The following is a 13,966-nucleotide window of genomic DNA, read 5'->3' as shown; positions in this document are numbered from 1 at the left end:
GGGTGCAGGGTTGCACCCTGGCTTTTTACTTTGGTTAATTTTTCCGAACACTTCTACATAAGATGATTCAGTATAGATGTTAGTTAATAACCATTCTTATACATGGGATGGGAGGAGGGGACAGGATAAGATGAACCATTTCGAACGTAATTATTGGTCCTCCTGTCTGGATTTCATTCAGGATTTTAAACATTTTGCTTACCTAGGGATACCACTTTCCCTCGTTTGTCCTTATTATGTTCTTGTAAACGGGAAGAAGGATATTTTGAGTAAGCTGGAAAATAAGGCCACAAAGTTGAACGCAAAAATAACCAGCGCTAAACAAATCCAGGCATTGTTTGATGCACATTTCTCTGCGTTTAAGAAAAAGGAAAGCAAAAGGGAAGGGAAAGTTGTTTTCTATGATAATGTCCTGCGCTTTCCTGATCTACTTATGAGGTCGAATTTCTCGCCAGCTGAATCCCTCATTCTTAAGAGGAAGTCGAATGTTCATGGAGCAAAGTCACAAAAGGAAATTCCTGTCGACAGTCTTGAAAGGTATCACAAAGTTCAATCTAAAACGATTCAGGCCTATCAAAGGCGGGCATGGACTTATTTTAAGAAAGCGAAAGATCACCCTATTTATAAAAATAAGGGATTTCAAACGGAGTTTGTTAAGCAGATCCCCAATATGATGAAACAAATAGCTGCAGCGAAGGGTTTTTTTGAAGAGAATGAAGTCTCCTGCCTTGTTACAGGTACAACGAACAGCAGTGATACAAGGATTTTGACTTTAACAGCTGCCTTAAATGGAATACCAAGTGTTTGTCTCCAGCATGGGGTTGTGATGCTTGAATTTGGTTACCTTCCAAAAGTTTCTACCTACCAGGCGGTGTATGGACCTGAAGATATTCAATGGTACACCAGTAAGGGGGTGCCTGAGCAGTCATTAAAGTCCATCGGACACCCGAGGTTTGATGAACTAGTCAAAAGAAAGACGCTCGACCCAAAAGCATTTGCCAGTCATTTTAAGTTAGATAGTACTAAGAAATCCGTATTAATGGTAATTCATCATATTGAAACAGCTTTTCCACAAGCGATGCTTGAGGAACTGGAACGGAAAGGCGTTGTCAATATCATCATCAAACAAAGGAATGGAAAACAAGGGAAAACATCCCAGACATTGGCCTTGCAGAAGAAATTTCCCCAGGTTAAATTTGCCGATGACATGCACCTGTATGATCTCTTGAATAATGTGGATGCTGTGGTGAGCTATGAATCTACGATTGTGCTAGAAGCTATGCTTGCGAATAAACCTGTTTATATATGGAGGTTGAAAAGCCTGCACGCGAGTTCGACAAATTATTACAGAGACCTCAGTGAATATATCCATGATGATCCGCAGAAGCTTGTCGATCACATGATTGCTGTTATGAACGCTCCTAGGAATAAAACCTGGTTGAAAAAAAAGCAGCAGTTTCTTGCTATTCATTATCCACACAAATCAGGAACCAGCAGCGCGAAACTAAAAGCTTTGGTGAACTCGATTACAAAATAAGAGGGTGAAATGATGAATACATTCGAGAGGAATTTTTGGTCTCTTTATGTAGATTTTCTAGAAGCTTTTAGTGAGGTCAAGTATAAGGGCATCTCCATTCCTTATTTGTGTCATTTCCGAAGTCTCTTTACAAACCATCACGAATTGAAGCAGAACCTTTCCTCGGAATCATTTAGTCAGCAGCTCTCCCATACGGTCCAAGACAAAAAACTATTTCAACAACGGTTTACTGAATTTAAGAAGATGCATACCAATAACAAAGTGAAAAGGAAAGCGAACGGCAAAGTGGCTTTATACAATGCAGCGAACCTTCTTCGCTTTCCGATTGAAATTACAAAGAAACATTTTAAACCGGAACATAGTTTTGTTATTCGGGACATTCGAGGGAAAACAACCTCACCCAGACCGATCACTGCGGAGGGGCTGCCGGCCTACTTTTTAATAGATTACGATGAATCCATTGACCATCATGTAGAGTTGATTCAAAAGCAGGTGGCCGGGATTATTGAGAAACACAAAAAACACCCTTTATTTGGGCATCCCACCTTCAAAGAAGCATTCAACGCACAAGTGGAACGTATTGCTCATCGTATTATTGAGTCGACGAACATGATTAAGAAATTACCCATTTCCTGTATCGTTTTTTCTTCCACTCATTATTATCAAAGTCGTACACTGGCAATCGTAGCGGCGAGACATAATATCCCAACCATCTGCATGCAGCACGGAATTGTGGGAAGTGAGAATGGCTACATGCCCAAAATAGCAGATGTGGACGCGGTTTATGGGCATTTCGAAGTCGACTGGTTCAAAAGTATAGGGGTAGCCGATGATGGAGTGAAAGTAATCGGTCACCCTCGCTTTGATTTGATCAACAAAGAGGCGACAATAACAAAAGAGACGCTGACAAAAAAACTGGGCCTTGATCCCAAGAAGAAAAACATTCTCTTAATTGTCCGCGGTAATGCCTATATAAAGTATTGGAGAAAGTTATTGGATGAATGGGCTGGGCATGATCAATACAATGTCATCATCAAGGATTTTCCTGCTCAAACGCCTCATCCCTTGACGGAAAACTATGACTTTGCTGTTTCATCAAAGGGATATCATCTGTACACGCTTCTCCCACATGTGGATGTGGTTGTCGCTTACCTTTCTACGGTAGGACTAGAGGCGATGATTGCCGGTAAACCTGTATTTCTGTTATCTATCCCTGCACCCACGTATTCGGGCTATTATGACCGGCTTGGACAGATGGTCCAGAAAGAACCCGTAGGACTTGCGAATCTGGTGAATCGCTATTTTGTCAGTGAGAAGTTTCGTGCTAAGGAGTCTTCGAAGAGGAAGAAGTTCCTTGCCTACGCTTATCCTAATGTGAAGAGTTCCGGCCAGAGATTGATCGAACTGATTGCAGAGATGACGAAAGGACAGGGAAAGGCGTGATGGTTCTCCTTCATCACGCCTTTTGTTGGCTTCTGATGGTAAACGTTTCAATAGTGAGTAAAGGAAGCGGAATTTTGTTTATGAAAAAACAAAAGAACGGCATACAGCGAGATAAGGAGGAGTTCTATGCTCTATTTACCTGTTGAAGTAAAGGCGAGGGAGCTGCACGGAAAGCTCCTCCTTGCCTATCATGCTCTACTGAGAGGGGACAGTGTCATCCTCGGAGAGCACAGCAAAGTAGAAGAAGCGGCCCGCATCTATCCCACCGGTATTTTTCTGTGCAAAGGATATCCCAGTGGTTATATGAAACGTGTGGTAGTAGGGGCAAAACAAGCCGGTCATGTCATAGTGAATCTGGATGAGGAAGGATTGATTTATACAGATGAATCCATTTATTTGAAAACGAGGATGAACAGGAAGTGGGTGCCTTATCATGACTATGTGTACTGCTGGGGGGCTAGGCAGCAGAGAATGATCGAAGAGGAGTATCCTGCACTAAAGGGACGGTGCCTGATTACTGGAAACCCACGCTTCGACTTGCTTACATCTAAGTACAGAAGAATGTATCAAAAGGAAGCCGATCAGCTGAAGAAAACGTATGGACCATACATTATGGTAAATACCAGATTCTCTTTGTACAACACGATAAAAGGGAAGAAAGAGAATGGATTGACGCCTCAGGCACGATACATCCGGGACCTCTACAGCCATTTTGTTTGTTTGATTAAACGAATCAGCCAGGAGCTGCCGGACAAGAAGATTATTTTACGCCCCCACCCTTCTGAGAGCAAAAACAGCTATAAGGAAGATCTGAAAGGGTACGGAAATGTCCTTGTAAAAGACGAAGGAGCAGTCATTCCATGGATCATGGGTGCTGAGGCATTGATTCATAATGGTTGTACGACTGGTATTGAAGGGTATCTTCTTGGTCGCCCTGTATATTCCTATGAACCTGTGACTTCCCCTCATTATGATGTCCCCCTTCCACGGGACGTTAGTGTAGCCATCAAAGATTTAGAAGCGCTTGTTCTACTATTGAAAGATAAAACCGTCAAAAAAAGAAACCCATCTTCCTTGTTGATGGACTCATATGGGAACTTGGAAAAAGAAGAGTATGCGTATAAGAATATATTAGATCAAATGAGATCCGTTAATTCTCCCCTGCATGACGTGGTTCCATCTATTCCGCACCGCTATCAGAAAGACAAGAGACGAAAAATACGTTATCTTTTTCCTTCTCTATCAAAAGGAGAAATTCAAACATTCTTCCAAAAGGTAAATGAAGTGGAACAAAATAACCTGGTTGTCCAGATTGTTCCTTTATCCGACCGCTTATTCCTACTGACAGCGGAGCAATCATCATGAATACGTATGAGAAAAACTATTGGGGGCTGTACCTGGATTTCCTGACCTCTTTTCGTGAGTGGAAATATCATAACCTCCCTCTTTCCTTGTGTGTACACTTTCCCACCATGATCAATGGGATGGCGGGGTTGGAACAGTCTCTTGTAGATCCATCCTATGCAAAATCATGGTCTGATGGAAAGGTTCTTCAAGGTCGATTTGAAGCCTTCCTTCCTATAAAAGAAGCAGTAAAAGTGAATCATGGGAAAGTCGTTTACTATGACCCATTGCTCGGTATTCCTCCTTCTAGTTACAAACAACTGTCCTCACCGGCTGAATCACTTATCCTTAAACCGGACATCACCAATGTGAAAAAGAAGCAGATCGATGGGGCCGTCATAAAAGGATTAAGTCAGTATGCCGTGGATATAGAAGGGCAGGCCCGAAAGGAAATCAAGCGTTTTCATTCAATAGCAGGAAAGCATAAAAACCACCCGTTGTTCGGAAACCGACATTTCCTTTTAGCTATAAAGAAGCAGATAGAAAAAATCCTGTATTTTATAGAAGGAACCGAGCGTTTCCTTATGGAGGTAGATACCTCTCTCATTGTTTTTGGTGAAACAAACAGTATAGACACGAGAGCCCTCGCCCTGGCGGCAAGGAAGAAAGGGATCCCTACCCTCTGTCTTCAGCACGGAGCGGTCATCTCCCCCTTTGGTTATCTGCCGAAAGTGGCTGACTATCAAGGGGTTTACGGGAGATATGAACAGACTCTCTACGAAAGTCGTGGAGTAGATCCTGATTTTCTGCCGATCCTCGGGCATCCCCGTTTTGATGAAATGGTAACCAGGAACAATCTCCGAGCTTCGTCATTCAATAAAACATTAGGGATTCATCCCTCACGGAAAAGAATCCTTCTCATTGATCATCATACGGATAAAAAAATGACCCATCAGATTTTGGACCTATTACTAGTCACTGCCCCTGAAGTAGAACTAATCGTCAAGATTAAGAAAGGGGTCCGTGCTTTTGATGGCTGTGCCAAGCATAAAAGAGTCCACCTGATCCGACGGATGCACCTCTATGATATGCTCCCCAATGTAGACGCGGTCATCAGTTACGAGTCTACCGTTGTGTTGGAATCTATGTTATATGGAAGAGAAAACTTTGTATGGAAATTGAAACAGCCGGGCTTGACAGACTATTTTACCCAGCTTCCGGTATTGACCTACTCAACAGCCGAACCTCTTGTCGAGGAGGTGCGAACCTTTTTGGATAAAAGGAGTGACCAATCCGGACAACAGTCAGTTCAGCTTCGTGAGCGGTTTTACATTCCCTCCCATCAAAAATCGACCCTTCTCTTGAAAGCGTTGATCGCTTCTTTACGCACCTAATAGCGTAGGAAGTCCAACGCTTTTTTTATGTGCTCTGAGCTTTTAAAGGAAAAGAAATTCACTTGGTCTTTATCTTTCATAGGTTGAAACCTATTATTTTCACCGAATTCTAGTTTTTGAATATATATAGTAATCAGCAACGATGAAATAGAATGCCTTCCCTGGGTGAAGGTACTAGATTACGTGAAGAGGGAGAAGGAAGCAAGTGTTCTTTAAAGGTAAGAAGGTATTAGTCATAGGAGGTACAGGAACAATTGGCCGCGGAATCGTCAAGACGATTCTTGGGCAGGCACCGGATGTCATTCGTGTTTTCAGCAGAGACGAACATAAGCAGCATGAATTGCAGAATGAATGGGGAAAAAGAGAAGACCTCCGCTATTTAATCGGAGATGTCAGGGATTACGATCGTGTCCATACCGCGATGCAGGGCATCGACTATGTGTTTCACCTGGCGGCTATGAAGCATGTGCCATCGTGTGAATACAACCCTTATGAAGCGGTGCTGACAAATGTTCATGGAACGAACAATGTGGTCAGGGCAGCACTTGCGCAAGGAGTGAAAAAGGTGGTGTTCACCAGTACGGATAAAGCCATTTCTCCGACAAATGCCTATGGTGCGACCAAACTAACCGCTGAGCGTCTAATTACTGCTGCCGAATACAGTAAAGGGCGGGGACAGACGGTTTTTGCGAGTGTTCGTTTTGGTAATGTCATGGGATCGCGCGGGTCAGTCATCCCCCTGTTCAAGAAACAGATTCTCAATCAAGGGAAAATTACGGTAACCGACCGCACGATGACGAGATTCATGATGACCTTGGAACAAGCAACCTCCTTAACGATAAAAGCGCTTGAGGAAGCGCGCGGCGGAGAGATTTTTGTTTTGAAAATGCCGGTGGTTGCACTTGATGACCTGGCTTCATTGGTCATTAAAGAAACCTGTACTCAGCTGGGCAAAGACCCTGAACAAATCAAAGTAGAAGAAATAGGGCTGCGCCCAGGGGAAAAAATGTACGAAGAATTAATGACGCACGAAGAGTCATTGACCGCATGGGAACTGGATGACATGTACGTGATTCCATATTCCTTTAAAAAAGATGTTCCTTATAAAAACGCCAGGAAAGCTGCTCCGGGAATGTACAGTTCTTCCGGGCAGTCCCCGATCAGTGCTGTTCAATTATATGAACTTCTTAAAAGCCAGGGATTAATTTAAAGAAAAGAGAGGAGGGAAAGATTGGATACGTACTCTAAGAATTATTGGGGACTGTACCTTGATTTCCTGGATGACTTCAAAGAACTAATCTATCAAGGTTATCCTATTGCTTATTTGAGTCATTACCGGAGTTTGATTATTGGGAATAAGAGATTGATGAGAGATTTACAATCCCCTGAGTTTACCAGGACCATAAAGAATAAGATCCAGACAACAGCAGCGGTTCAGCAGAAATTTAATACATTTAGAACGTCTGTAAGAAAAAAGCAGCGCGTAAGAAAAGGCGGGATGATTGTTCTTCACGATGTCTATGACCTCCTTCGTTTTCCGGAGAAGACGCTGAAAAATCATTTTCCTCCATCCAAAACGCTGATTCTTGAAGAAAAAGGAATGAAGAAGAAGAAAGAATCATTTCCACGTGCCAGTGGATTTAAGTACAAATGCTTTACGGACTATCAAGTGGATATCTCAACTGCTGTGAAAAAAGTGAAAAGAAAAGCAAGAGAAATCATAGCCTCTCATCCTGGTCACCCCATGTACACTCACAAAACCTTTCAAACCCGATGGATGCTTCAGATCGTGAAAATTATGAATCGAATCAATGAATCCATGCAATTGTTTAAGCGTGTGCATGTATCCGCCATCGTGGTCCCTTCTACTCATTATCCTGAATCAAGAACATTGGTCATCGTAGCATCCAAGTATGGAATACCGACGGTTTCTATGCAGCATGGCATCATATCAGGGGAATCGGGCTTTATTCCAAAGATTGCAGACATTGATGCCGTTTACGGTCCTTTTGAAACGGAGTGGTTTCGGGCGAGGGGAGTGGCAGCAGAGGAAATCATGGAGGTGGGGCACCCAAGGTTTGATGAAATTACGAGAGTCCCGAAAGTAAGCCGGGCTTCGATGATGAAGAAACTCAGGTTACACCCCTCCAGAAAAAATGTTCTGTTAATCGTCCGCAGTCAGAACAAATACAAAGAATGGGATCAGTTTCTGAAAAAACTGACCGTTAAACAAAAGCTCAACATCATCCTCAAAGATTTTCCTAATCGCTCCAATCATCCTCTGATCAAAAACCATTCCTACGTTCACAGCTCAGTCGGATATGAACTGTACGATCTCATTGCTATGGCCGATGTCGTTGTCACCTATTTTTCAACGGTCGCTCTCGAAGCCATGCTTGCGGGCAAAACAGTCTTTATTCTGGATCGTCCCTTTGCGGGTTATTCAGGTTATTACACAAAAATGGGGGATCTCGCTCAGAAGGATCCAGGAAAATTAGCAGGAATATTCTCTGAATACATTCGTGCAGATAAGATGAAGTCTTATGCGGAGCAGAAAGTGAAAGATTTTGTTGCTTATGCTTACGCCGCAAAACGGTCATCAGGGGAACGATTGATGAATCTATTAAAGAGATGGGTTTGATCGAAAGCAAGCATAAGGCCAAGCATAGAAAAATATGAATGGGAATATAAGGGAGGGGTGTGTCCGTGAATATTTTAGTAACAGGTGGAGCCGGCTTTATCGGACGGTGGGTCGTGAAAAGATTATTGGATGAACAGCACAATGTATGGGTGCTCGATGACCTGTCGAACGGAAGAATAGAAAACATTGAGGACCTACTCGTGCATAAAAATTTCAAGGCATTCATTCATGGGGATATCAAAGACAGGAACACCGTCGAGAGTCTTTTTTATCCGGGTATTGATTTGTGTTATCACCTGGCTGCAAGCATCAATGTCCAGGACAGCATTGATGATCCAGAAACAACGTTCAACAATGACACAATCGGGACGTTTTATTTACTGGAGCAGTGCCGGAAGCATAAGGTCAAAATGGTGTTCATGAGCACATGTATGGTCTATGACCGGGCAGAAGATGAAGAGGGGATATCAGAAACAGATCCGATCAAACCGGCATCCCCTTATGCAGGGGCGAAGATCGCCGCTGAAAATATGGTTCTGTCCTATTATTATGCGTATGGGCTGCCAGTAACGGTAATCCGGCCATTCAATACGTATGGCCCCTATCAAAAAACAGGAGGAGAAGGTGGTGTCGTGGCCATCTTTATTAAAAATAAGTTGAACGGACTTCCTTTGCAAATCTATGGAGATGGAAAGCAGACCCGTGATCTGCTTTACGTGGAAGACTGCGCACGGTTTGTAGTGCAGGCCGGCTACAGGGATGAAGTGAACGGAGAAATTGTCAATGCGGGGTTAGGGGAGGATATTGCGATTAACGACCTTGCCGAGCTGATTGCAAAGAGCCCTGATCATATCCTTCATGTCGAACATATCCATCCCCAAAGCGAGATTCCTAAACTGCTTTGTGACTATGATAAAGCTAAACGTCTCCTGGGATGGGAGCCTTCGATTTCTTTAAAGGAAGGAATTCGGAGAACAGAGGAATGGATCGACAGCACGAATTTAATTTAAAGGAGTTCAAGAATGTGGAAGAAAAGCTAGCGATTTTCGGGGGAGAACCCGTCCGTGATTCGCTGCTTCCATACGGGAAGCAGTCCATCGACGATCAGGATGTCAGAGCCGTTGTCGATGCATTGAAAAGTGACTATATTACAACCGGGCCTGCCATCGAAGCATTTGAAAAAGGGGTGGCTGATTACGTAGGGGCGGTGTATGCTGTAGCTTTTTCCAATGGTACAGCAGCTTTGCACGCCGCTTGTTTTGCTGCGGGAATCGGCAAAGGAGATGAAGTGATCACGACTCCTTTGACGTTTGTTGCGAGTGCCAATTGTGTGTTGTACACCGGAGGAAAGCCGGTGTTCGCTGATGTTGATCCGAAGACGTATAATATTGATCCATCTTCGGCTGCATCCTTAGTGACATCCAAAACCAAAGCGATTATTCCTGTGGATTTTACAGGTCAGCCGGCGGATTATGATAAGATTCAAGCCCTGGCCGATCAGCATGGACTGGTCGTCATTGAAGATGCCGCTCATGCTTTAGGGTCGGAGTACAAAGGAGAAAAAGTGGGATCATACAGTGATATGACCATGTTCAGCTTCCACCCTGTGAAGCATATTACTACAGGCGAAGGGGGCATTATTACTACGAATAACCGAGTGTATTATGAGAAGTTGATGATGTTCCGCACGCACGGGATAACGAAAGACCCCGGGCAAATGCTCGAGAAGCGGCATCCATGGGAATATGAAATGCAGTTTCTTGGATACAATTACCGCATGACAGATCTGCAGGCAGCTCTCGGTAGCAGTCAGCTGACTAAATTGGATGCTTTCGTAGCGAAGCGAAGGGCTATCGTCAGTGTATATAACAAGGAATTCTGCCAAATGGCAAATGTCATCACTCCCGAGCAACTACCGGAAGCCAACTCTTCTCATCACCTTTATATTCTACGCATGACAGGCACTCTAAAAGGCCTCAGAAAAGAAATTTTTGATGCGCTCCGTGCAGAAAATATCGGGGTGAATGTGCACTACATGCCGGTTCATACCCAACCCTACTACAAAGACCGTGGTTATACTAAAGGGATGTGTCCGGTGGCCGAAGAGGTTTACGAAGGGATTGTAAGCCTGCCGTTATTTCCTGGTATGACAGAGAGTGATGTGGCAGATGTTGTGTGTGCGGTGAAAAAAGTGATCTGTCATTATGAAACGGCCGAAGGTGCCGGTCAATGAGAGTAGGATTTAGAGTAGATGCCTCTACAAAAGGAGGCACAGGACATGTGATGCGGTGCCTCACGCTCGCGGGTGAGCTTCGAACACTTGGAGCAGAGGTTTTTTTTATGTGCCGAAGACGGCCGGGAGATTTAGTTGACTTTATACAGGAGAGTGGTTATCGCGTTTATGAAATGACGGGGGCTTACAATGTCTCCTGGAAAGAAGACGCAGTAAGAACGATCCAGATTTTAGAGAACATTGGGACTGCTGAATGGCTTGTGGTGGATCATTATGGGCTGGACGCCCGTTGGGAGAAAGCGGTAGGACATCATATTCAAAAATTAATGGTCATCGATGATCTTGCGAACCGCCCTCATGATTGTGACCTGCTTCTTGACCAGAATCTGTATAGAAATATGGAACAAAGGTACAAAGGACTCGTTCCTGAGGGGACGAAACTTCTTCTTGGTCCGTCTTTCACGCTTTTAAGAGAAGAATTCTTGCAATCTACGTGTAACCGGAAATGGGATGGAAACGTACGACGCATCCTCGTGTCATTTGGTGGTAGTGATCCTACCAATGAAACGTTGAAAACACTCAAGGCTATTGAGAAGTTAAACGTTCCGCTTATGGTTGATATCGTAATTGGGAGCTCTCACTCGTGCAGGCAAGACATTGCTCGTTTTTGTGAGAGGAAGGAAGGTATGCTGCTGCACGTACAAACGAAGGAAATGGCCCGGCTTATGGAACATGCGGATCTTGCGGTTGGAGCTGGGGGCAGTTCTGTTTGGGAACGTTGTTACATGGATCTACCATCGTTGATCATTGAAACAGCGGCAAATCAAAGGGAAGTCATCTCCACCCTCCAGGAAAAAGGTGTGGTCTTTTACTTGGGGAAAAGTGAAGAAGTAGATGTGAATCTTCTTTCTCAACATTTACAAAGATTCATAGCTGAACCAGACCTGATAAAGAAGGCTATTGAAACAGGAAAGCATTTGATGAAAGACCATAAGCCTTACGGCGTTTCCCGGTTGATGATGGGGGATGGAAACGATGGATGAGTTTCGTTTACGTGACGTCGAGCGTGCGGATCTGCCGATGATTTGGAAGTGGCGGAACGCCGAGCACATCCGGATTCATATGTATCATGACCAGTGGATTCCCTGGGAGGACCATGTTTCATGGTTTGAAAGGGATCAGCAGAACCCTTCTTCTTACACCAAGTTATTCATTTACAAGGAGCGCCCGCTCGGGGTTGTCAGGTTCACCAATATCGATCAAAAACAGGGAACGTGTGAATGGGGTTTTTATATTGGTGATCCTGAGGCACCAAAAGGCGCCGGGACGGCTATGGGTATGCTGGGGCTGGATTTTATGTTCGTAACGGTCGGCATCCGGAAAGTTTGTGCAGAAGTCCTGGATGTTAATGTTGCCAGTCTTCGGTTTCATGAAAAACTTGGATTCGTTCCTGAAGGGCGGCTGATCGAACAAATAGTGCGTGAAGGGAAATTCATAGATGTTATTCCTATGGGTCTATTTAAAAATGGGTGGCTCAAAAGGCGTGAAATCTTAAAAAGGGGGCAGGATGATGGAAATCGAAATCATAGGAAGAAAGGTCGGTCCTGATCATCCTCCATTCATCATTGCAGAAATGTCGGGAAATCATAATCAGTCACTCGCTCGAGCCCTGGAAATCGTAGATAAGGCAGCAGAGACGGGGGCGCATGCCTTGAAAATCCAGACCTATACCGCAGATACAATGACGCTTAAGCATAAGGGTGACGAATTTCAAATTGAAGATCCTGAGAGTCTTTGGAAAGGAAAGAGCCTCTATGATCTTTATAAGGAAGCCTACACCCCGTGGGAGTGGCATGAAAAGATATTCGATCGATGCCGGGAGCTTGGGATGATCGGTTTCAGCACGCCATTCGATGCATCCTCGGTGGATTTTTTAGAAAGCCTGCATGTCCCTCTCTACAAAATCGCATCCTTTGAAAATACCGACCTCCCTTTAATTCGGAGAGTAGCGAGAACAGGGAAACCTCTCATTATCTCGACAGGAATGGCTACGGCAGGGGAGATGGCTGAAATGACTCAAGCCTTCAGAGAAGCGGGAGGGAAAGATCTGATCCTGTTGAAGTGCACAAGCAGTTATCCTTCCACACCTGAAAATTCTCATATTGCCACCATCCCCCATATGCGGGATCTTTTTCAGTGCCAGGTCGGTTTGTCCGACCATACGCTGGGCACCGGTGTGGCAGTTGCCAGCGTAGCACTCGGTGCAACCGTTGTCGAGAAACACTTTACCCTCGCACGCAAAGACGGTGGAGTGGATGCACAATTTTCATTGGAACCCGATGAAATGGCCCGGTTAGTTGAAGAAACAGAACGAGCCTGGCTGGCTCTGGGGACGGTGAATTACGGTCCGACCCACAGTGAAAAAGCGTCAGGTCAATACCGGCGTTCCTTATACATTACAGAAAACCTCAAGACAGGAGACGTTTTGACGGAAGATAACCTGCGATCCATCCGGCCTGGTTTCGGTCTGCCACCTAAATATTATGAATTGCTTCTTGGTAAAAAAGTAAATAAAGATGTGCCAAGGGGGACGCCGATGTCGTGGAACCTTATCGGGTAATAAAAGAGGTGGAATCATGAAAGTCATAGCTATAGTTCAGGCTCGGATGGGGTCGACAAGGCTCCCTGGAAAAGTGCTGAAAAAAGTCAATGGGAAATCTTTGCTTGAGTATCAAGTGGAAAGAATGAAGCGTTCAAAAAAAATCGATCATCTGGTGATCAGCACAACAAAGAAAGCCCTGGATGATCCGATTATTGATTTGTGCAAAGATTTGAATGTGGATACTTTTAGAGGATCTGAAAAAGATGTACTTGGAAGGTTTTATGAGACATGTGAACGTTATAAAGCAGATGCCGTAGTCAGGCTGACTGCCGATTGTCCATTCATTGATCCGGGTGTGGTCGATAAAGTCATCACGTATTTTCAAGATCACTATCCAAATTACCTGTATGTCTCGAACACAAGGACCCGTTCCTATCCAAGGGGCCTGGATACAGAAGTTTTCACTTATGAAGTTCTAAAAGATGCCTATATGAATGCAAACTCTCCCCATGACCTTGAACATGTGACGCCATTCATTGTCAAGAGAGTCGGAGACCAGGGGATTGCACAGGTTACTCATGACACGGATGAAAGTCATCACCGCTGGACCGTTGATACATTGGAAGATTTCCAATTTGTCTCTACCGTTCTCGAGCATCTGTATCCAACCAACCCGGCGTTTACCTTTCAGGACCTTTTGGATGTTTTAAGGAAGAATCCGCAATGGACGGAGATCAATCGTCAAGTCAAACAGAAAGGTGAAACTTAAGGG

12 protein-coding genes are annotated in these 13,966 nt (G+C 44.3%); all 12 read left to right on the top strand.

The genetic code is table 11. The annotated features are described in order from the left end of the window. The first annotated feature begins 130 nt into the window (after nucleotides 1-130). The 12 genes from VKA52_RS15900 (at nucleotide 131) to VKA52_RS15845 (ending at nucleotide 13,963) form a co-directional block, all read left to right on the top strand. Nucleotides 131-1,537: a hypothetical protein gene (locus tag VKA52_RS15900; RefSeq protein WP_326316395.1), complete on the top strand. Its 1,407-nt coding sequence runs from the start codon at nucleotides 131-133 to the stop codon at nucleotides 1,535-1,537. Between the two features lie 12 nt (nucleotides 1,538-1,549). Continuing rightward, nucleotides 1,550-2,980, top strand: a complete 1,431-nt coding sequence (locus tag VKA52_RS15895) for a capsular polysaccharide export protein, LipB/KpsS family (RefSeq protein WP_326316394.1) — start codon at nucleotides 1,550-1,552, stop codon at nucleotides 2,978-2,980. A 126-nt stretch (nucleotides 2,981-3,106) separates the two neighbouring features. Continuing rightward, entirely contained in the window at nucleotides 3,107-4,345 is a 1,239-nt protein-coding gene (locus VKA52_RS15890) for a surface carbohydrate biosynthesis protein (RefSeq protein ID WP_326316393.1), read from the top strand. Next, nucleotides 4,342-5,718, top strand: coding sequence for a hypothetical protein (locus tag VKA52_RS15885; RefSeq protein ID WP_326316392.1), 1,377 nt, complete (start codon nucleotides 4,342-4,344; stop codon nucleotides 5,716-5,718). The genes VKA52_RS15890 and VKA52_RS15885 overlap by 4 nt, the downstream gene beginning before the upstream one ends. 205 nt (nucleotides 5,719-5,923) lie before the next feature. Then, a complete protein-coding gene (locus tag VKA52_RS15880; RefSeq protein WP_326316391.1) occupies nucleotides 5,924-6,928 on the top strand; it encodes an SDR family NAD(P)-dependent oxidoreductase in 1,005 nt (334 codons plus the stop codon). A 21-nt stretch (nucleotides 6,929-6,949) separates the two neighbouring features. Continuing rightward, nucleotides 6,950-8,359 (top strand): CDP-glycerol glycerophosphotransferase family protein, encoded by a 1,410-nt coding sequence (locus tag VKA52_RS15875; RefSeq protein ID WP_326316390.1) that lies wholly within the window; start codon nucleotides 6,950-6,952, stop codon nucleotides 8,357-8,359. 65 nt (nucleotides 8,360-8,424) lie between these two features. After that, nucleotides 8,425-9,369 (top strand): dTDP-glucose 4,6-dehydratase, encoded by a 945-nt coding sequence (locus tag VKA52_RS15870; RefSeq protein WP_326316389.1) that lies wholly within the window; start codon nucleotides 8,425-8,427, stop codon nucleotides 9,367-9,369. A 14-nt stretch (nucleotides 9,370-9,383) separates the two neighbouring features. Beyond that, nucleotides 9,384-10,592 carry a UDP-4-amino-4,6-dideoxy-N-acetyl-beta-L-altrosamine transaminase gene (gene pseC / locus VKA52_RS15865; protein WP_326316388.1) on the top strand — a complete coding sequence of 403 codons (1,209 nt, stop codon included), beginning with the start codon at nucleotides 9,384-9,386 and terminating at the stop codon, nucleotides 10,590-10,592. Then, nucleotides 10,589-11,635, top strand: coding sequence for a UDP-2,4-diacetamido-2,4,6-trideoxy-beta-L-altropyranose hydrolase (gene pseG, locus VKA52_RS15860; RefSeq protein ID WP_326316387.1), 1,047 nt, complete (start codon nucleotides 10,589-10,591; stop codon nucleotides 11,633-11,635). The genes pseC and pseG overlap by 4 nt, the downstream gene beginning before the upstream one ends. Further along, complete coding sequence (gene pseH / locus VKA52_RS15855) at nucleotides 11,628-12,200, top strand: UDP-4-amino-4,6-dideoxy-N-acetyl-beta-L-altrosamine N-acetyltransferase (protein ID WP_326316386.1); 573 nt, start codon at nucleotides 11,628-11,630, stop codon at nucleotides 12,198-12,200. Before pseG ends, pseH begins: the two co-directional genes overlap by 8 nt. Beyond that, the gene (pseI, locus tag VKA52_RS15850; RefSeq protein ID WP_326316385.1) at nucleotides 12,160-13,212 is read left to right on the top strand and encodes a pseudaminic acid synthase; all 1,053 of its coding nucleotides are present in this window, start codon (nucleotides 12,160-12,162) and stop codon (nucleotides 13,210-13,212) included. Before pseH ends, pseI begins: the two co-directional genes overlap by 41 nt. A 16-nt stretch (nucleotides 13,213-13,228) precedes the next feature. Continuing rightward, a complete protein-coding gene (locus tag VKA52_RS15845) occupies nucleotides 13,229-13,963 on the top strand; it encodes a glycosyltransferase family protein (protein WP_326316384.1) in 735 nt (244 codons plus the stop codon). Nucleotides 13,964-13,966: the final 3 nt, after the last annotated feature.

Origin of the sequence: Halobacillus sp. HZG1 (genome assembly GCF_035818575.1) — a bacterium.
Classification (GTDB): Bacteria; Bacillota; Bacilli; order Bacillales; family Halobacillaceae; genus Halobacillus; species Halobacillus litoralis.
The sequence above is the reverse complement of the archived record's forward strand: the minus strand, read 5'-3'. Positions and strand labels throughout refer to the sequence as shown.

Coding starts and splice junctions, on each gene's coding strand:
- pseG (WP_326316387.1), top strand. CDS start 10,589: ATGAGAGTAGGATTTAGAGTAGATGCCTCTACAAAAGGAGGCACAGGA.
- VKA52_RS15890 (WP_326316393.1), top strand. CDS start 3,107: ATGCTCTATTTACCTGTTGAAGTAAAGGCGAGGGAGCTGCACGGAAAG.
- pseH (WP_326316386.1), top strand. CDS start 11,628: ATGGATGAGTTTCGTTTACGTGACGTCGAGCGTGCGGATCTGCCGATG.
- VKA52_RS15900 (WP_326316395.1), top strand. CDS start 131: ATGAACCATTTCGAACGTAATTATTGGTCCTCCTGTCTGGATTTCATT.
- pseI (WP_326316385.1), top strand. CDS start 12,160: ATGATGGAAATCGAAATCATAGGAAGAAAGGTCGGTCCTGATCATCCT.
- VKA52_RS15885 (WP_326316392.1), top strand. CDS start 4,342: ATGAATACGTATGAGAAAAACTATTGGGGGCTGTACCTGGATTTCCTG.
- VKA52_RS15895 (WP_326316394.1), top strand. CDS start 1,550: ATGAATACATTCGAGAGGAATTTTTGGTCTCTTTATGTAGATTTTCTA.
- VKA52_RS15845 (WP_326316384.1), top strand. CDS start 13,229: ATGAAAGTCATAGCTATAGTTCAGGCTCGGATGGGGTCGACAAGGCTC.